Origin of the sequence: Bacillus sp. TL12 (assembly GCF_022625245.1) — a bacterium.
Lineage (GTDB): Bacteria > Bacillota > Bacilli > Bacillales > Bacillaceae_G > Bacillus_A.
Map to the genome: position 1 here is coordinate 1 of NZ_JAJJBY010000011.1, position 16,730 is coordinate 16,730.

Annotated in this window: 21 protein-coding genes; 10 read left to right on the plus strand and 11 right to left on the minus strand. The window is 34.2% G+C overall.

From position 1 onward, the window contains the following. Nucleotides 1-18 precede the first annotated feature (18 nt). The 5 genes from dltD to LOK41_RS12375 form a co-directional block, all read right to left on the minus strand. Nucleotides 19-1,194 carry a D-alanyl-lipoteichoic acid biosynthesis protein DltD gene (dltD, locus tag LOK41_RS12355; protein ID WP_174099506.1) on the minus strand — a complete coding sequence of 392 codons (1,176 nt, stop codon included), beginning with the start codon at nucleotides 1,192-1,194 and terminating at the stop codon, nucleotides 19-21. Next, nucleotides 1,191-1,430: a D-alanine--poly(phosphoribitol) ligase subunit DltC gene (gene dltC / locus LOK41_RS12360; protein ID WP_174099507.1), complete on the minus strand. Its 240-nt coding sequence runs from the start codon at nucleotides 1,428-1,430 to the stop codon at nucleotides 1,191-1,193. The genes dltD and dltC overlap by 4 nt, the downstream gene beginning before the upstream one ends. A gap of 70 nt (nucleotides 1,431-1,500) precedes the next feature. Then, the gene (gene dltB / locus LOK41_RS12365) at nucleotides 1,501-2,667 is read right to left on the minus strand and encodes a D-alanyl-lipoteichoic acid biosynthesis protein DltB (RefSeq protein ID WP_241816745.1); all 1,167 of its coding nucleotides are present in this window, start codon (nucleotides 2,665-2,667) and stop codon (nucleotides 1,501-1,503) included. After that, nucleotides 2,664-4,178 (minus strand): D-alanine--poly(phosphoribitol) ligase subunit DltA, encoded by a 1,515-nt coding sequence (dltA, locus tag LOK41_RS12370; protein WP_241816747.1) that lies wholly within the window; start codon nucleotides 4,176-4,178, stop codon nucleotides 2,664-2,666. The genes dltB and dltA overlap by 4 nt, the downstream gene beginning before the upstream one ends. Nucleotides 4,179-4,190: 12 nt before the next feature. Then, on the minus strand, nucleotides 4,191-4,337 hold the full coding sequence (locus tag LOK41_RS12375) for a teichoic acid D-Ala incorporation-associated protein DltX (protein WP_003206349.1): 147 nt from the start codon (nucleotides 4,335-4,337) through the stop codon (nucleotides 4,191-4,193). A 312-nt stretch (nucleotides 4,338-4,649) separates the two neighbouring features. Between LOK41_RS12375 and LOK41_RS12380 the strand changes: the two genes are divergently transcribed. The 5 genes from LOK41_RS12380 (at nucleotide 4,650) to LOK41_RS12400 (ending at nucleotide 7,728) form a co-directional block, all read left to right on the plus strand. Continuing rightward, a complete protein-coding gene (locus tag LOK41_RS12380) occupies nucleotides 4,650-5,828 on the plus strand; it encodes a M20 metallopeptidase family protein (RefSeq protein WP_174099510.1) in 1,179 nt (392 codons plus the stop codon). 244 nt (nucleotides 5,829-6,072) lie between these two features. Beyond that, nucleotides 6,073-6,231, plus strand: a complete 159-nt coding sequence (locus LOK41_RS12385) for a hypothetical protein (protein WP_241816748.1) — start codon at nucleotides 6,073-6,075, stop codon at nucleotides 6,229-6,231. Further along, nucleotides 6,224-6,670 (plus strand): flavodoxin, encoded by a 447-nt coding sequence (locus tag LOK41_RS12390; RefSeq protein WP_241816750.1) that lies wholly within the window; start codon nucleotides 6,224-6,226, stop codon nucleotides 6,668-6,670. The genes LOK41_RS12385 and LOK41_RS12390 overlap by 8 nt, the downstream gene beginning before the upstream one ends. A 23-nt stretch (nucleotides 6,671-6,693) precedes the next feature. Continuing rightward, a complete protein-coding gene (locus LOK41_RS12395; protein WP_241816751.1) occupies nucleotides 6,694-7,467 on the plus strand; it encodes a hypothetical protein in 774 nt (257 codons plus the stop codon). 99 nt (nucleotides 7,468-7,566) lie between these two features. Continuing rightward, complete coding sequence (locus LOK41_RS12400; RefSeq protein ID WP_241816752.1) at nucleotides 7,567-7,728, plus strand: hypothetical protein; 162 nt, start codon at nucleotides 7,567-7,569, stop codon at nucleotides 7,726-7,728. Here LOK41_RS12400 and LOK41_RS12405 read toward each other — a convergent pair. Next, a complete protein-coding gene (locus tag LOK41_RS12405; RefSeq protein ID WP_241816755.1) occupies nucleotides 7,725-8,633 on the minus strand; it encodes an aminoglycoside phosphotransferase family protein in 909 nt (302 codons plus the stop codon). The genes LOK41_RS12400 and LOK41_RS12405 overlap by 4 nt on opposite strands. Before the next feature lie 340 nt (nucleotides 8,634-8,973). On the opposite strand from LOK41_RS12405, the gene LOK41_RS12410 reads away from it, so the two are divergent. Beyond that, a complete protein-coding gene (locus tag LOK41_RS12410) occupies nucleotides 8,974-9,243 on the plus strand; it encodes a BlaI family transcriptional regulator (RefSeq protein ID WP_241816757.1) in 270 nt (89 codons plus the stop codon). A gap of 76 nt (nucleotides 9,244-9,319) precedes the next feature. On the opposite strand, the gene LOK41_RS12415 is transcribed toward LOK41_RS12410, so the two are convergent. The 3 genes from LOK41_RS12415 to LOK41_RS12425 form a co-directional block, all read right to left on the minus strand. Further along, on the minus strand, nucleotides 9,320-9,469 hold the full coding sequence (locus LOK41_RS12415; protein ID WP_241816758.1) for a hypothetical protein: 150 nt from the start codon (nucleotides 9,467-9,469) through the stop codon (nucleotides 9,320-9,322). 17 nt (nucleotides 9,470-9,486) lie between these two features. Further along, complete coding sequence (locus LOK41_RS12420; RefSeq protein ID WP_241816760.1) at nucleotides 9,487-9,666, minus strand: 2-isopropylmalate synthase; 180 nt, start codon at nucleotides 9,664-9,666, stop codon at nucleotides 9,487-9,489. Nucleotides 9,667-9,740: 74 nt separating this feature from the next. Next, nucleotides 9,741-11,099, minus strand: coding sequence for an MATE family efflux transporter (locus LOK41_RS12425; RefSeq protein WP_241816761.1), 1,359 nt, complete (start codon nucleotides 11,097-11,099; stop codon nucleotides 9,741-9,743). A 193-nt stretch (nucleotides 11,100-11,292) separates the two neighbouring features. Between LOK41_RS12425 and uppP the strand changes: the two genes are divergently transcribed. Beyond that, on the plus strand, nucleotides 11,293-12,087 hold the full coding sequence (gene uppP, locus LOK41_RS12430) for a bacitracin resistance undecaprenyl-diphosphatase (protein ID WP_174099518.1): 795 nt from the start codon (nucleotides 11,293-11,295) through the stop codon (nucleotides 12,085-12,087). Nucleotides 12,088-12,114: 27 nt separating this feature from the next. Here uppP and LOK41_RS12435 read toward each other — a convergent pair whose 3' ends face one another. Next, complete coding sequence (locus tag LOK41_RS12435) at nucleotides 12,115-12,669, minus strand: thioredoxin family protein (RefSeq protein ID WP_241816763.1); 555 nt, start codon at nucleotides 12,667-12,669, stop codon at nucleotides 12,115-12,117. Nucleotides 12,670-12,735: 66 nt separating this feature from the next. Next, nucleotides 12,736-13,179: a YrvL family regulatory protein gene (locus LOK41_RS12440; RefSeq protein ID WP_241816764.1), complete on the minus strand. Its 444-nt coding sequence runs from the start codon at nucleotides 13,177-13,179 to the stop codon at nucleotides 12,736-12,738. Nucleotides 13,180-13,545: 366 nt separating this feature from the next. Here LOK41_RS12440 and LOK41_RS12445 point away from each other — a divergent pair, with 366 nt between their 5' ends. The 3 genes from LOK41_RS12445 (at nucleotide 13,546) to LOK41_RS12455 (ending at nucleotide 16,724) form a co-directional block, all read left to right on the plus strand. Next, on the plus strand, nucleotides 13,546-13,965 hold the full coding sequence (locus tag LOK41_RS12445; protein ID WP_174099521.1) for a MarR family winged helix-turn-helix transcriptional regulator: 420 nt from the start codon (nucleotides 13,546-13,548) through the stop codon (nucleotides 13,963-13,965). Between the two features lie 316 nt (nucleotides 13,966-14,281). Next, a complete protein-coding gene (locus LOK41_RS12450) occupies nucleotides 14,282-14,437 on the plus strand; it encodes a hypothetical protein (protein ID WP_000184937.1) in 156 nt (51 codons plus the stop codon). Between the two features lie 946 nt (nucleotides 14,438-15,383). Beyond that, complete coding sequence (locus tag LOK41_RS12455) at nucleotides 15,384-16,724, plus strand: TrkH family potassium uptake protein (RefSeq protein WP_241816765.1); 1,341 nt, start codon at nucleotides 15,384-15,386, stop codon at nucleotides 16,722-16,724. The last annotated feature ends 6 nt before the right edge of the window (nucleotides 16,725-16,730 follow it).

The following is a 16,730-nucleotide window of genomic DNA, read 5'->3' on the forward strand; positions in this document are numbered from 1 at the left end:
AATTCAAGCGGTCTTTTTTTAGTTTGCCTTATGAAATTGTTGAATGGCTTCGTCGATGTATACCCAGCCTTTCCAACCTAAGTGCATATGATCTTTTAAGAAATATTTATCATACTCGTGATTTGAGAAGTCAGCAATTGGATAGCCAGCTTGCTTAATTTGCTCATGAACTTTCTTGTAGTATAATTCGCGTCGTTCTTTTGGGAATCCAGCATAATCATACCAAGGGCCTTTTACAGGAACAGAGATGAAGAGTGGTTTTGCACCTGATTGTTTTAATAAATCAAGTACAATTTGTAAATCTTCATATTCTGGAGATTGGTCATAAGCATCATTTTTTAAGTAACCTTGTCGTTGCTTCAATTTCTTTTTAATTTTGCTATTGAAGTAATCATCTTCGATACCATATTCATTTGATTGAGATTCTAATTTACCAGTTTGATCTGCGTGTTTACGCGTTTCATTCCAGTTCATTTGTTTTAATGACGGATCGAGATTTTCTTTATGCGGTTTAATATTAAACATTGCTGTAAAGATGTCTTTACGATCTAAAATATTGCGGTAAAGATAAGCGAAAGGCTTTGCCGCAAGTGCTTTAATATTGTGCTTTGGATCATCATAGACAATACCTTCTAAAGATATTTTTAATAACGTCTCTTTCTTTACAATCTCAAAGTTTAATAAGCGTTTTGCAATTTGTTTTTTCATTTCAGGCTTTAGATCATTATTGAAAAGGAAATGATAGCCTTGTTGTTTAGAAAAGTTAGGTGCAAAGTGTGTTTCATCAATTCCTTGTGGTACAAACCATTGTGGTGAAAGGATAAAGACCATTTTCTTATCTTTTAATTGATCCATTGTAGATGCGAAGTTTAGCACATGGATCAAGTCTTGTGTTCCACCACGTCCAAGAAGGAATGGTGTGAATCCTTCAGGTTTTACTTTAAAGTAATTGGATGGATGAAAAGCATCCATTCTTGCAAATTCCGATGAACCATACATCGGAAGGTATTTCGGATCTTCTAACATTTTTTGCTGTAAAACCATACTTTGTATTTTTTCTTGTTTTAAAGAAGTTGCTGCTTGTTCTACTTTCTTATCACTTACAAGTGGAAGTAGGAAGCGTGTTGGAATAAGTAGGAATACAGCAAAAAGGGCCAATGCTAAGAGCATCGGTCCAAAAGTTGCTTTTTTCATCGGATTTCTTCCAACTTTTTAATAATCATGTTTGGTGTTGCCCACTCATCACGATCAAAATCAGAAATAGATACTTCGATATCTAGACGTTCTTGGAATTCTACTAATAAAGATACTGTAGCGAAAGAATCAAGGATACCTTCTTCAAATAATTGTACATCTAGATTTTCTTTTACAATATCATTTTCACAAACTTCTTCTAAAATATCTAATACTTGATCTTTGAATTCTGCCATTTTTAAAATCTCCTTTATATCCGAAATATGTTATGTGTAACTTCTTAACTGTAAGAAAAGAAGTTATTCATTAAAAGTATCTGTTAAGGTGACCAGAGAAGATTAGGAAACCGAAACATACAAAATGGAATGTAATTACAATTGCAAGAACATGCATGAATTTATTATTTGGCCAAAACTTATGCTTTTTGTTTTTTCGTTCGAAAATATCAAACAAAATAAACAGAGCTGCATGATATAGGCCGTAAATAATGTATTGATATACATGTTCACCTAAAATATGCCAAATTCCCATAATGAAAAAGTTTAAAAATGCGCCGATATATGAAATCGTATATCGATTCTTAATTAACTTTTTCTTTGTTGCGAAAAAGACAAAGCGCATATAAATAAAGTCACGGAACCAGAAAGATAAGCTCATGTGCCAACGGTTCCAGAAGTCTTTTATATTACGGCTGATAAACGGTTTATTAAAGTTTTCTGGTGTTTTAATACCCATCATATAACTGACACCGATTACAAATGCACTATAACCAGCAAAATCGAAGAATAGGTATAAACTGTAACTATACATATAAATAACATTAGATAAAAACGTATCTTGATTTGCAAATACTGCATCAACAAAATACTTCTGTAGTAAATAAGCAATTATAAATTTATACAGAAACCCTTGGAAAATACGGTTCATCCCTGTGTATAGTAATTTTTGATATTCTTCAGCACTTGGCGGTTTTTGAATATCTTTTTGGAATCTTCGATAGCGATCGATAGGTCCAGTCGAGATAGCAGGGAAGAATAAAACGAACTCCCAGAAATTAAAGAATGTGAACTCCTTAATTAAGTTATCACGAACTTCAAATACCATTTGTACTGCCCTGAATGTTACGTAGGACATACCAAGAAAAACAACAAATTTTAATTCAGGTACAAACGGTGCGATTTTTGCTAAGAATAGTGGCAAAATCGATAAAATAACAGCCATGCAAAACATGAACGTATTATTATTTTGTTTTCGTAATAGTAAATAGCCTTTAATCAGGATGTATTGCCAAATAATAAAGGCTGCTAACATCATTGCTTGCTTTGGTTTATCAGAGAAGATAATTGCAAGCATGACTAGCGTTAGAACGGCATTATATTTGCGCAACATTTTACCTTTTAATCCGGCTATAATAGTAGGTATTAATAAAATGCCCACTATGGCGAAAAAATAAAATGATCCATATGCGGTCATGCTGTAACCTCACTCAATAATTTTTTGCGATCTACCTTTCCATTTGGTGTCATTGGAATAGAAGGTTGATACATGAATTTTCTTGGAATCATGTAGTTTGGTAATCGCTCATTGAGTTCTTTTTTGATTGCAGATGTTAATTTGAATTCTTTTTCAAACGAATGCTCTCCTGGAACAACAACCGCTAATAAGTAATCGTATTTCTCACCTTTTTTAATTGGAATTACAACGGCGCCTTCTACGTAAGAGCAACCACGAAGGTGATGTTCAATTTCTTCTAATTCCATTCGATAACCATGTAATTTAATTTGGAAATCAAGACGACCATTATAGAAAAGGAGACCATTTTCTACATAGCCAGCATCACCTGTTTTATAGGCACGTTCGCCATCAATAACTGTGAATGCTTTTTCTGTTAATTCAGGGCTTCCTAAATAGCCAACACTTACGCTTGGACCAACAATTACGATTTCACCTTTCTCACCCTCTGGTGCAATCGTACCATCTTCTTTCATAATAAGAATACGGCAATCAGATTTACAGTAACCAACTGGAAGTGATTGATATGTATCAACGACTTCTTGTGTAACATGAATGCCGGTTACAGCTACAGTTGCTTCTGTTGGACCATACGTATTCATAATTGCTGCTTTTGGGAAGCGTTCAATTAGTTTTCTTGCTACGTCATTTGATAATACTTCACCACAGAATAAGAATGTTTTCATGTTCGGCAGCATACTTTCAGAGAAAGATGGCTCCATTAAACACATTTCTGCAAAAGATGGTGTGGATGTCCATACTTGTACATCAGATTGTTCTAAAGAAGCAAATAAGTCTTTTGGACGTGCAATCATATCTTTATCAATTGCCCAAAGCGTACCACCTGTTACTAATGATGGGTAAACATCCATCACAGATAGATCAAATGAGAAAGGTGCTTGATTTAAGAATACTTGTCCCGTTTGTAAGTTGAAATCTTGGGCAGCCCATTTTGTAAAGCTTACAAGACAATTGTACGTGATTTGTACACCTTTCGGATTACCTGTGCTCCCTGACGTATAAATAATGTAAAAGTTTTCATCATCTTTTACAGCATGTGCAGGGTGGGGTGTTTCTCCTTTATGAGTAAAGAGAATATCTTTTAAGTTGTTTTCAGATATGATGCGAACTGGTAAATCGGTTACTGACACTTCTACTGGTGATAGAAGTAATTTCGCACCAGAACTTTCAGCAATACGCTGTACACGATCAGTTGGAATAGATAAATCTACTGGAATGTAAGCATGTCCAGCTTTGACACACCCTAAAAAGCTAATGATCATCTCAGGCTGCATATGGCCATATACCATAATTGGTGAGCAATCATCTGGATACTCAGAAGAAATCCAATGTGCTAACGCATCAGAGTCTTCCTTTAATTGTCTGTACGTAATTTTCGCATCTCGCCAAACGAAAGCGGTTTGGTCAGGAGTTTCAACTGCCCACTTTTCGATTTGTTCTAATAACTTCATAACGTTCCCACCCTAAAATTCATTGTAAATAAATGTGCTTGTGTTTGTATCATGGAAACCATACAACCAAAGCAAAGCAAATAAAATTGCAAGATAATAAAAAGTTTTTGCAAACCATTGTGTGAGTGGTCGAGACCATATCTCTTTTAATCTTTCCATGTCTTTCCCTCTCTTATGAAATAATAACTGTATGTAGGTATCATATCCTACATCTTTGTGAAAAAAACAAAATTCCACATTTTAGGTAAATATAAGACAAAAAGGCTCTTTTTTGATAGTAGCACTAAATACTAAAAAAGAAAATCCCTAACTTAGCAATTATATTACATTCTGTATGAATTTGTAATGGGTTTGTCTTTTTTTAATAAGTAGGGAATGTATAAGTCTTTTTTATAAATGAAAATCTCACAAGGAAATGGAATTATCACAGTGAAATAAGAAATGTGAAGAGTGAAAAGGAGGTTGGCAGGAATGGAGTATGTAAGCAAAGGATGGCAGAAACATGTGTCAGAGGAAAATATTATAAAGTGGCGGAGGCATCTTCACCAATTTCCTGAACTATCATTCCAAGAAGAAAAAACTTCACAATTTATATATGATACATTGTGTTCATTTGCAGCTTTTGAGGTGACAAGACCGACACCGTACAGTGTGATGGCAAAGAAAAAAGGGAATAAGGATGGAAAAGTAGTAGCAATTCGTGCAGATATGGATGCCTTGCCAATTCAAGAAGAGACATCTAAAACATATGCCTCGGTTATGCCAGGAGTTATGCATGCATGTGGACATGATGCACATACAGCTATTTTATTAGGTGCAGCAGAAGCCATAGGGAATATGAATGAGAATTGGGATGGGGAAATTCGCCTTTTATTTCAACATGCTGAAGAAGTATATCCTGGCGGTGGACAGGAAATGGTGAAAGCCGGTGTCATGGACGGTGTGGATTATATTATTGGCTTGCATGTTATGTCTGGATTAGAAACAGGCAAGATTGGGATTGTATATGGGCCGATGATGGCTGCCCCTGATGTATTTACAATAGAAGTAAAAGGAAGAGGGGGACATGCTGCTAGGCCGGAAGAAACGATAGATCCGATAGCAGTTGGTGCACAAATCATTACAAACTTACAACATATTGTATCTAGAAATACAAGCGCTTTTATGCAAAGAGTTGTTTCTGTAACACAATTTCATGGAGGAACAGCGGATAATATTATTCCAAGTACAGCATATTTGATGGGAACAGTCCGCTCTTTCGATCAAACTTTGAGGAAAGAAGCGGAGGAGAAGATTGAGAAAATTGTTAGAGGGATTATAGAGGCACATGGTGCAACGTATACGTATACATATCGTTATGGATATGACCCAGTAATCAATGATACATTTATTACAAAAATAGTAGAAGAAAGTGCGATAGAGTTGTTTGGAAAAGATAGAATTGTAAAACTTGCTCCTTCAATGGGAGGGGAAGATTTTTCTGCATATTTAAGAAAAGCTCCAGGTTGTTTTATTAAATTAGGAACTGGAAATACGAAAATTAAGACTTGTTATCCCCATCATCATCCAAAATTTGATGTGGATGAATCAGCTTTAATTGACGGTGCAAAGTTATTTTTACAAGCGACAATGAATTTACTAAAAGCTTAACAAGAAAAAAAAAGCAACTGCGATTAACGCAGTTGCTTTTATTTCTTTCCGTTAGAGAGGGCTGAGAAAGAACTATGCTCATTTATAGTATATGAATAGTTGGCGGACAAGCTTGTACCTTTTCATTATTTTTTTAAAAATAGTTATTGACTTTGATAATCATTTTCAATTAATCTAGTTGTATAGTTGGAATTGATAATTATTATCATCGATATGGACAGATAAAAGAATGAGTGAGGGAGAGATGAGGAAAGCATTTCGCCTTGGACAGAAAGAATTTAAAAATGAAGATAAACATATAGAATGGCAACGAAATGTAATTCGTGCTGAATATGTAGATGAGAAGAAAACAAATAAAACAGAAAAAGATATACATAATCAAGGGAGAGAGTCAGTTGAATAAGTTAGTAATGATTTTTGCAAGTATGAGTGGAAATACAGAAGAGATGGCTGATCATATTGCTGGAGCGATTCGTGAGACAGGAAATGAGATTGAGGTAATTGATATCATGGATACACCAGAAGCTTCTATGCTAGAAGAATATGATGGAATTATTTTAGGAGCATATACATGGGGAGATGGTGACCTTCCTGATGATTTTTTAGATTTTTATGATGAAATGGAAGAAATTCAATTAGCAGGTAAAAAAGCGGCAGTATTTGGCTCTTGTGATTCTGCTTATCCAAAATACGGAGCAGCTGTTGATATTTTAGAAGAAAAGTTACGAGAGCGCGGTGCTGAAGTTGTACTGGAAGGGCTAAAAGTAGAATTAACGCCGGAAGATGAAGATGTAGAGAAATGCCTTCAATTTGGTGCTGAATTTGTAAAACACCTTTCTTAATGGCGAGAGGGAGATGAAGATGGGTGCAGGGGAAAATATCGATTAAAACGATGACAGACTATCATTTATATGATTTTATGCGTTGTCCACATAAGTTTTATTTTCGCCATATTAAAAGAAGAGAACCTTCTTCATTTGAATGGCAACAAATGGTGCAAGCGGTTGTAAATCAAATTATTTGTGACTATTACACATCACCAGCAGAAAAACAAACGACAGTGCGCCTGTTAGAACTATTAGAAAGACATTGGAGTAAAGTGCGTATTGGAATGTTCTCTTCTAAAGCCGAATATTATATTGTTCTTGCAAAGCTAACGGACCATCTATTACAGTTTGTAAAAAATGATGCAAGTAAAACACCTCCTTTATTTTTATATGAAAAATTACAAACATATATGGAAGAGTTAGGTGTGCACATCTCATTAACATTTGAAGTTGGTGAATGGTCTGCGCAATCGTTTGTAATTAAAAAGTATGTTGTTGATGCAAATGAAGAGATGCGGGCTCTTTGTCAGAAGCTAATGGCTGTTTTTAGTTATAAAGCTTTCGGAGTTCTCCCTGAAAAAATTGAAATTGTTAATTTAATAGAAGGAACTAGGCATAGCTATGTTCCAAAAGAGAAAGATATGATAGACGGAATGGACGATTTATATAGGATGAAAGAGATGTTACAGCAACCAGAACATTACACAGAACGTACAGTTCGCTCTGAATGTAATGGCTGTGCTTTTCGGAATGAATGTAAAGTAGATGAAGAGCAAGAGACACCTAATTATAGAGATTCTATATTACATTAAAAGGATGCAAAATTGCATCCTTTTTATGATTGACATGAAAAGCTTTTCATCATTTACGGTATATATGTAGGGAAAACTTCGTAATGGGAGGGTCAATTCATGACAAATGAAGTGAAGGTGTTTCAATGGTTAAAGGAACAACAGGCTCCTTTCTCTATTCAATTGCAAATTTTGCAGGCATTTCAAATGTATAAATTAATTGTAGAAATGGATAAGAAGTTAATGATGTATGAGGAAAAAGAGAATTGGGAAAGAAGTTAATTCGTTCCCTGAAGTATGGTTTGTAAATGCTTTAGATTCTTTTTTATTTCCTGTTCATTATTTGTTTCAAAGCTATTAATAAGACCATGAAGCAATGGACTGTATTGGTAAAATTGAATGATCCGCTTAAAGAAAGATGAATCATGATGGGGAGTGAGGTTGCAGTATTGTTTGTATATGTCACTTGTAAACCGACTACCAAAATCGTTATATAATCCAGCAAAGTCAAAGGCAGGATCTCCAATTCGGGCATCACCAAAATCGATAATACCAGCAATGCTTCTCTTCTCATCATCAAATAAAATGTGATGATGTGTAAAGTCAGCGTGGATCATGGTTCTTTTGAAATCAGGTGCATGTATATGTTCAAAAAACCCCTCGAATAAACAATCAAAAATTTTTCTTTCTAACGATGTAAGTGTGTGTGCGAGATAATCGTGTAATTTCATTTGAATTTGTCGCCAATATGAGATAGGCTTCTCAGCAGCAAACTCCCATTTTACAGCATCTTCTATCGGGATGGTATGTAAAGAAGTGAGAAAGGTAGCAAGCTGCGTGATAACTGTTTCTCGTTCTGTTGCAGTTAATCTTTCTATTGTTTGTGCTGTTAAGGGCTCTCCATGAATGAGTTTATAATAACTACAAAGTGGAATGAAATCTGATTCGCTCCTATATAAAACACGGTACTGGGGGACTTCTATCTCTTGTAATGAATGAGAAAGGAATTCGCATAGTTGTTTTTCGAGAGGTATTCGCTCTGCATATTCGGATTTACGTGGGAAACGGAAGAGCCATTCATTATTAATAATAATCGCTACATTATCCCATCCATTCTCATTTTGTTCATAAGAGTGTATGGTGGTATTCGGTAGTGCTTGTTGTATATATTGCCTGTAAGAGTACATATGATTTTCCTCATTTCTCCTTTAAATCAGTTAGGTTAATGTCATAATAACAGAATTTTCTTTCTTTGTAATAAAATAATATTAATGATTGAATAGAGAGGGTGCATGATACGAAAGAAAAACAAAAAGATGGCAATGCTGATATTGTTCGTTTGTGTTTTGTTTTTAGGAATGTATAAAATTCAAGCCGAAAAGTCAGTATCAAATATCTGAGAGATTAAAGAGAAAAGAAGTACAACAGTTAACCTTTGGTGAAAAGAAGAGAATAGGCGAGTATCTTATTACAGCGCAATTATCTGTCTTTGCTATTCAGGATAAAGAGGAGATAAAAAAGATAGGAATGGAAATATTTGAGGAAGATAGTGAAGAGAGCGGTTATGAACAATTAATGAGAAATTATTATCCGAATCGTTTTCATACTTTAGAGTATAAATTTTCTAATGAAGAAATATGTGAAGAATCAGATGAAACCTTTACTTATTGTGCCATAGCTTATGTTTCAGGTATTGAGAATGGCAAGAGAGAGGAAATGAGTTTAAATTATAAAATGAGGATTGTAAAAGAAAATCATATATTCAAGGTCGCAGAGCAGCGGCAATATGTAGAATAAAACGTCCCCAAAGGCTGGGGGCGTTTTCGTTTTTTCAGTATGCCAACAGAAGCAAACATTTATAAGGAAGGGACATTCATAGGTTTTCGTTTTGTTGTCCAATTTCTTTTTTTGCGATTTCTAAATTTCCTTGTTCTACTTGTTTATGCACATTTACAGAATCACCTGCATATCCTTTTTGTGTTTTAACAACTCTTTTAGAAAAGAGTGAGGATTGTTTTGTCATATATAATTCCCCTTTCATTAAAAGTAGACAAAAATAATGAGTACAAGTAATATTACTCCGAAAATACCAATTCCAATTAAGAATGAAGTTGAAGTATTTTTATATTGAGGTGGCTTATGAACATCTTGCCTGTATCCAGGTGAGATTTCAGGAGCAAACTCCTCGTCATAGTGCTGCTTTTGTTTCTTTTCATCCATAGATTTACACCTTTCTTTTTCTTTATGTTACACGTTTAATGAGGAACTATGCATGAAGAAAAAAGCCACTATGATTAGTGATTTTCTTGCGATGTATATTTACGTTGTACTTGAAAGAGACGAATAAGTAAGAAGGTAGCTCCAAATGCAAGTCCGATAATAAGACCAATCCAATAGCCTTTCGCTGCCCAAGAAGTATAGGTTGCCAATATATACCCGAGCGGTAGACCGATAATCCAGTAGGCAATAAGTGTCATAATGAGAGCCATATTCACATCTTTATAACCGCGGAGTGCCCCTTGTACGGGAGTAGCAATTGCATCTGAAATTTGAAATAAAATGGCGAAAATGAGAAATTCTTTTGCCAAATCATGAACAGCAATATCTGTTGTATAAATAGAAGCAATTTGATCGTCAAAGAAAAAAAGTAGGATAGAATATAATAAGGCAAAAGCAAGCGCCAAACCAATTCCAATAAAACTATATTGTTTTGCATTTGTATAGCGATTTGCTCCAACTTCAAAACCAACTGCAATTGTCATAGCCATTGCTAAACTTAAAGGTGTCATATATAAAAGTGAAGCAAAGTTCATAGCTGTTTGATGCGCAGCAATTGTTGTTGTATTAAAATTACTCATCATAAGTGTAACGGCAGCGAAAATACTCGTTTCAAAAAAGATGGCAAACCCGATAGGCACTCCAAGTTTTAATAATTCTTTCCAGGATGAAATAGAAAGTTTGTATAAGTGCCTGAAGATACCAAAAGATGCAAATGGTTCTTTCGTACAGATAATAATAATGGTAATAAATAAAATGCACCAATATGTTGCAGTAGAAGCAATTGCCGCACCAACGCCTCCTAGTTTTGGAAAACCGAAATGACCAAAAATAAATACATAGTTTAAAATGACATTAATAGGTAAGGAAAGCAGTGTAATAATCATTGTTGTACGCGTTTTTCCTAATGCATCAATAAAACCACGTAATACAGTATAGACAAATAAAGGAATGATACCAATTGAAATAATACTTAAAAATTGAGAAGCGATATGTTCAACAGGTTCTTCTAAATGCATACCTTTTAAAATTGGTGAAACGGCAAAGGTACCGATGAGAATAACAAGTAAACTAACCCCAATTGCTAAATATACGGCCTGTATTACGATATGAGGAACAGCCTTTTTTTGTTTTGAGCCAACAAGCTGAGCAATAATAGGAGTAGTAGCCATTAAGATTCCTGTTAATCCAGTACTAACTGGAATCCATACACTTGTTCCAATTGCGACGCCTGCTAAATCAGTAGGACTTGCATGCCCTGACATTGTGGTATCAAAAAAACTCATTGCAAATAAAGACATTTGCGTCACAAAAATCGGAAAAAATAGTAATACAAATTGTTTTATTTTTTGTAAGAATGTATTTGTTTCTTTCATAAAAGCTCCTTTCTATGTAGGACCAAACTCTTTCTATCATACAATTTAACAAGAAAATAGAAAAGAAATACACATACGTGAGTGCATTGTTATATTTTGAAAGAATGAAAAAAAAGATGCACTTTGGAAAAGGATAAGGTATTATGATAAGGTGTGAAAAAAGTACATATAAGGTATTAAGGAGGCACTATTTGTGGCTGATTGGTTAATTGGTTTAATCATGGGAGCTGTTGAAGGATTAACGGAGTTTTTACCGGTTTCATCAACAGGACATATGATTTTAACAGGACATTTAATTGGATTTGAAGATGATAGAGCAAAAGTATTTGAAGTTGTCATCCAATTAGGATCGATTTTAGCAGTTGTTGTTGTATTTTGGAAACGTTTATGGTCATTAGTTGGAATTGGAAAAGTAACAGAAGGACCATCTTTAAACTTATTACATATCATTATTGGTATGATTCCAGCAGGGGTACTTGGTGTGTTATTCCATAGTACAATTAAAAAAGTTTTATTTGGACCAGGACCTGTTGTTATTAGTTTAATCGTTGGTGGTATTTTAATGATTGTTGCTGAGAAGTTTTCAAGACCAAGTACAGCAAAAACATTAGATGAAATTACGTATAAACAAGCGTTTACAATTGGTATGTTCCAATGTTTAGCGTTATGGCCAGGATTTTCACGTTCTGGATCTACAATTAGTGGTGGATTATTAGCTCGTGTATCTCATACAGCAGCAGCTGAATATACATTTATTTTAGCGGTACCGATGATGGTTGCAGCGTCAGGGTTAGATTTAATTAAGAGCTGGGACGTATTAAGTTCAGCGGATATCACATTGTTTGCAACTGGCTTTATTACAGCTTTCCTTGTAGCAATGCTTGCGATTGTTTCATTCTTAAAATTATTAGCTCGTGTAAAGTTAACACCATTTGCTTATTATCGCTTTATTTTAGCAGCGGTGTTCTATTTCTTCATTATGCGATAAAAAAAACTGCCATTTGGCAGTTTTTTTTTATTTTACGATTTTTTTAATCATATCTTCCATGACATGTTCCCAAAGTGAAGTGTCATCAGCTAATGTAGCGCGGAAATTCGCATACATTTCTTTCTGTTTTTCTTCGAATTGTGGGTCATCTTTTTCAGGTAATGTAGCACGCATAGAAGTGACTAATTCTTGTACTTTTGGAGCGCGTGGCCCCCATACTGCTTGTTCTTTTCCATCTTTATCAATGAAAATAAAGATTGGAATAGCACGAGCTGTTCCGTTTGTTAAGTATTGATCCATTAATTCTAGGTTGTCATCACGGATCAATAATTTCATATCAATATTTGCAACCTCGCAAATTCGCTTCATAACTGGTACGCATAGAAGGGCATCACCGCACCAGTCAGCTGTTAATACGATAACGCGCCATCCATCATGTTGACGCTCCTCTAAAACAGGCAATAATTCATTCGAAATTAAAAAGTTATTATAAATATGTAGTAATTCGTATTGGTTTACAGTCATGTTATTTACGTATGTATCAAAAGACATACCTTTATCGGCCCATTGTTGTAATGCCATATATAACACCTCTTTTGTATATTTTGCTTTTATTGTATCAATTTTTATTAAGAAAAGCTTGTAATCTTACTTGTTCTTTTTATTATCATCAGGCCATATTTTATCCAAAATGAAAAAGACAAGGATAATAAGTAGCTCTCCTTTATTTGAAATTGTAACACTTTCCATCCAATCATCTGCAGTATGAATTGCAATCCAACTAATTGAAATTTCTATAAGAGATAAAACGGAAAAGGTTATCCATTTTGCTGTGTGTGTAAGTAAGGGGGTTAACAGTACTTTGAAAAATAACGTTAAAAAATTACTAATCCAATCTAGTATAAGAATTAATACAAAAAAGAGAAGTAGTGCAGTTCGCGATGTATATTCCACACCGATAAGACGGAAAATACCGACATAAACGAAGAAAATAAATGCGCAAGCAAGAAATATAAGAATGGCAATCGTGCTGATAGCAATTATTTTATCTTTTCTACTAAAATCGGAAAAGTTTTCTTCATCTGAATTCATCATATACCTCCAATGTATTTGCAGTATGGAAAATATTTCATTATCTATTATAACATGTATATATAATTGGAAATACACACAAAAAGGGCGCGACAAATCGCACCCTTTTTGTGGCTGATGTGAGTTTCAGCATGTGAGAAAAGCAACCTGTATCATTTATTTCCAAATAGGTAATAAATGATACGTGCTCTAGTGAAGGACGAGGATTTTTTCTAAATGTGTTTCGTTTTGGAAACGCATCAGTCAAATAAGTGAATATGATATGAGAAACTTTGTGGAGAAAAAGATGACAAAATGTAAGATATACGGTAATATGATTAATAAAGTTTTTATTTAACTATATGAAATAAAAGGGAGATGTAAACAGTGTCTCATAATCGTGAACAATTAATGGAGGATTTATCTGCAAATGTTTTTGCTATGTTTCGTTCATTGCGTAATGATATTGGGAAGATTTTTGGAGATTACATACCATGGAATGAGTTTCTCGTACTCCGTATATTAAATCGTAATGAAAAAGAGATGGTTTCTCGCGTAGCGAATGAACTGCATGTATCAAATAGTCATATTACAGCTGTTACAGAAAAGCTAATTAACAAAGGTTTTGTGACACGTTCCCGTTCTACATCTGATCGCCGCGTGGTATATTTGGAAATTACGGATCAAGGAAAAGAATTAGTTGCGAAAATGGAATTAGCTAAAAAGCAGTATTTAAAAGAAAGATTTTCAGCTTTATCTGAAGAAGAGATGCACGTAATGATATCTATTTCAAAAAAACTAATATAGAAAGAAATAGAATGAACTGTGATTAGTTGAAAAAACTTCCCTGTCTTTGGGAAGTTTTTTATTTATTCGCTATTTGTGAGCCAAAGAAAGCCAATGCTGTTTCACTGTATATAAAATGAGATGAATTCCATGGTTTTCTAACAGTACTCCAGCAGAAGTCTCCTTCCTCAAGCGCGTGTAGGACATAGTCCATGTGGTAGGGAAGGGTATTCATAGAAGAATCAATATGAAAAAGTGTATGTCATGAAATTGAAGAATATAATGTGTATGATTGAGATCGGAAAGACATACTACCAGTATGAAAGGAGGAAGGAAAATGACAAATCGTAATGGTAGTCAAGGGAGTGGAAATCAAGGATCGCCCAAAACAGGGCAATTTCAACAAGAGTTTAGTTCGGAATTTGTGACGGGTAATGATAATAAGGGGAAAGAATATCGTTCGAAAAAAGGAAGTAAATCAAGAAAGGAGTGAATATATTCACTCCTTTCTTATGAAACTGCGGAGCTATCCGCATTATATTCATTATTCTATATGGAAGAATTTAAAAATAAAATTATATTTTAAGATAAAAAATAGACCATCTTGCGAGTGCAAGATGGTCATGGAAGGGGACAATTTATGTCAATTTTAATTAGGGATGGAAAGCTGTTCGAGACACTGGGGAATGCCTCATTATTAGGGAGGAACAGCTTCGATAGTTATAATATAAAAGATAGGTGTGAATTCAATGTGAACTTGAAGTGAAAGGTATAGGGATTTTAAAAGTTTTTCTCTATTTTGATCATAGATGAAAGATAAAAAAGTTAGAGGCTTTATAGTCAAATGAATAGCTCGTGAATCGGTAAAGGAGATAGTATGGTGAATAAAAAAATAGACCATCTTGCGAGTGCAAGAAGGTCATGGAAGGGGACAATTTATGTCAATTTTAATTAGGGATGGAAAGCTGTTCGAGACACTGGGGAATGCCTCATTATTAGGGAGGAACAGCTTTGATAGTTATAATATAAAAGATAGATGTGACCTTAATGTGAATTCGAAGTGAAAGGTATGGGGATTTTAAAAGTTTTACTTTATTCAAGTGGAACGGTCACTTTTATGAAGATAAAAATAGTGTGAAAAGGGTTAATTAGATTTTTTAGTAAGGCATTTCTATCAGTGAAATAAGAAGGAAACGCCTTAATAATAGTGGGTTCAATTTGTATGAAAATAAGAGTTGAAATCTATGAAAAAAAGGATTATGCTCAACTATATCATGGGAGTATAAAAAATTTATTCGCTCAAGAGAGTTTGATTTAAAAGTACAAGAAATAAAAAATCTCGTTATAAAATGATTATCTGTAAGATATGTTTTAAGTACACCGGACCATGGACATACGGATATAGATATAGGTGTTACTTTATTAAGGGAGTTAGTGATATGGGAGCAACAAAAAAAGGGTTTTACAATCGTTTAATCCGACTAAGCCCGCCTCAAATTTTAGCAATGGGCTTTTTTTGTTTAATTGTGGTCGGAGGAATGTTATTAAAACTACCATTTGCGACAAAAGAATCAATTAGTTGGGTAGACGCTTTTTTCACAGCAACATCGGCAGCAACGGTAACAGGTTTAGGAGTTGTAGATACTGCTAGTACTTTTACAATGTTTGGTCAAATCATCATTATGTTGTTAATTCAAACGGGTGGTCTAGGATTAATGACAATTGCGATTTTAATTGTATGGATATTAGGAAAGAAAATTGGATTGCGCCACCGATTATTAATTGGAGAAGCGTTTAATCAAACGAATATAGGTGGTCTTGTAAAATTAGTAAAGCGTGTCTTTATTTTTTCTATTTGCATTGAATTAATAGGTGTTGCTTTTTTATCTATTCGATTTATTCCGGAATTTGGTTTCGGGAAAGGGTTATATTATAGTATCTTTCATGTTATTGCAGCTTATAATAATGCCGGATTTGCCCTTTGGCCTGATAATTTAACACGTTATGTAGGAGATCCTATTATTAATATTGGAATTTGTTCTTTAATTGTTATAGGTGGTTTAGGTTTTACAGTGCTAATTGATATATGGTATAGCCGTAGTTTTCAGAAACTATCACTCCATTCGAAAATCATGATTGTTGGCACAGTAGTCCTTAATGTTATTGCGATTATTGTGATTTTTATATTGGAGTATAACAATGTAAAAACATTAGGCCCTTTGTCTTTAAGTGAAAAATTCTGGGCCTCATTTTTCCAAGGAATTACACCGAGGACTGCAGGATTTAATACGATTGATTATGGTAGAATGGAAGAATCGTCAATATTGTTTACGATGATTTTAATGTTTATAGGTGCAGGAAGTGTTTCAACAGGTGGGGGCATTAAGTTAACAACATTTGTTATTTTAATTATATCGGTTGTAGCCTTTTTTAGAAAGAAAGAGGACTTTGTTTTATTTCGTCGTACAATTAAAATGTCGACGGTAACGAGAGCATTGGCGATTGTTATTGCTAGCCAAATCCTTATTTTCGTAGCGGTATTTTTGCTGATGCTAACAGATGATTTTAGTTTTGTTCAATTGTTATTTGAAACGATTTCTGCATTTGGTACAGTTGGATTATCGATGGGGATTACAGCAAAGTTATCAGCTATGGGAAAATGTATTATTATGTTTGTTATGTTTTGTGGATTAATTGGTCCGTTAACACTTGTATTTTCTCTAGCGCGACCAGCGAAACAAAAGATTCGATATCCATCAGAAGATGTTTTCACAGGATAAGGTATC

What these genes read in the sequence shown, in the direction of transcription:
- dltD (WP_174099506.1), bottom strand. Translation starts at nt 1,194, where the DNA reads ATGAAAAAAGCAACTTTTGGACCGATGCTCTTAGCATTGGCCCTTTTT.
- dltC (WP_174099507.1), bottom strand. Translation starts at nt 1,430, where the DNA reads ATGGCAGAATTCAAAGATCAAGTATTAGATATTTTAGAAGAAGTTTGT.
- dltB (WP_241816745.1), bottom strand. Translation starts at nt 2,667, where the DNA reads ATGACCGCATATGGATCATTTTATTTTTTCGCCATAGTGGGCATTTTA.
- dltA (WP_241816747.1), bottom strand. Translation starts at nt 4,178, where the DNA reads ATGAAGTTATTAGAACAAATCGAAAAGTGGGCAGTTGAAACTCCTGAC.
- LOK41_RS12375 (WP_003206349.1), bottom strand. Translation starts at nt 4,337, where the DNA reads ATGGAAAGATTAAAAGAGATATGGTCTCGACCACTCACACAATGGTTT.
- LOK41_RS12380 (WP_174099510.1), top strand. Translation starts at nt 4,650, where the DNA reads ATGGAGTATGTAAGCAAAGGATGGCAGAAACATGTGTCAGAGGAAAAT.
- LOK41_RS12385 (WP_241816748.1), top strand. Translation starts at nt 6,073, where the DNA reads ATGAGGAAAGCATTTCGCCTTGGACAGAAAGAATTTAAAAATGAAGAT.
- LOK41_RS12400 (WP_241816752.1), top strand. Translation starts at nt 7,567, where the DNA reads ATGACAAATGAAGTGAAGGTGTTTCAATGGTTAAAGGAACAACAGGCT.
- LOK41_RS12405 (WP_241816755.1), bottom strand. Translation starts at nt 8,633, where the DNA reads ATGTACTCTTACAGGCAATATATACAACAAGCACTACCGAATACCACC.
- LOK41_RS12410 (WP_241816757.1), top strand. Translation starts at nt 8,974, where the DNA reads ATGGAAATATTTGAGGAAGATAGTGAAGAGAGCGGTTATGAACAATTA.
- LOK41_RS12415 (WP_241816758.1), bottom strand. Translation starts at nt 9,469, where the DNA reads ATGACAAAACAATCCTCACTCTTTTCTAAAAGAGTTGTTAAAACACAA.
- LOK41_RS12420 (WP_241816760.1), bottom strand. Translation starts at nt 9,666, where the DNA reads ATGGATGAAAAGAAACAAAAGCAGCACTATGACGAGGAGTTTGCTCCT.
- LOK41_RS12425 (WP_241816761.1), bottom strand. Translation starts at nt 11,099, where the DNA reads ATGAAAGAAACAAATACATTCTTACAAAAAATAAAACAATTTGTATTA.
- LOK41_RS12435 (WP_241816763.1), bottom strand. Translation starts at nt 12,669, where the DNA reads ATGGCATTACAACAATGGGCCGATAAAGGTATGTCTTTTGATACATAC.
- LOK41_RS12440 (WP_241816764.1), bottom strand. Translation starts at nt 13,179, where the DNA reads ATGAATTCAGATGAAGAAAACTTTTCCGATTTTAGTAGAAAAGATAAA.
- LOK41_RS12450 (WP_000184937.1), top strand. Translation starts at nt 14,282, where the DNA reads ATGACAAATCGTAATGGTAGTCAAGGGAGTGGAAATCAAGGATCGCCC.
- LOK41_RS12455 (WP_241816765.1), top strand. Translation starts at nt 15,384, where the DNA reads ATGGGAGCAACAAAAAAAGGGTTTTACAATCGTTTAATCCGACTAAGC.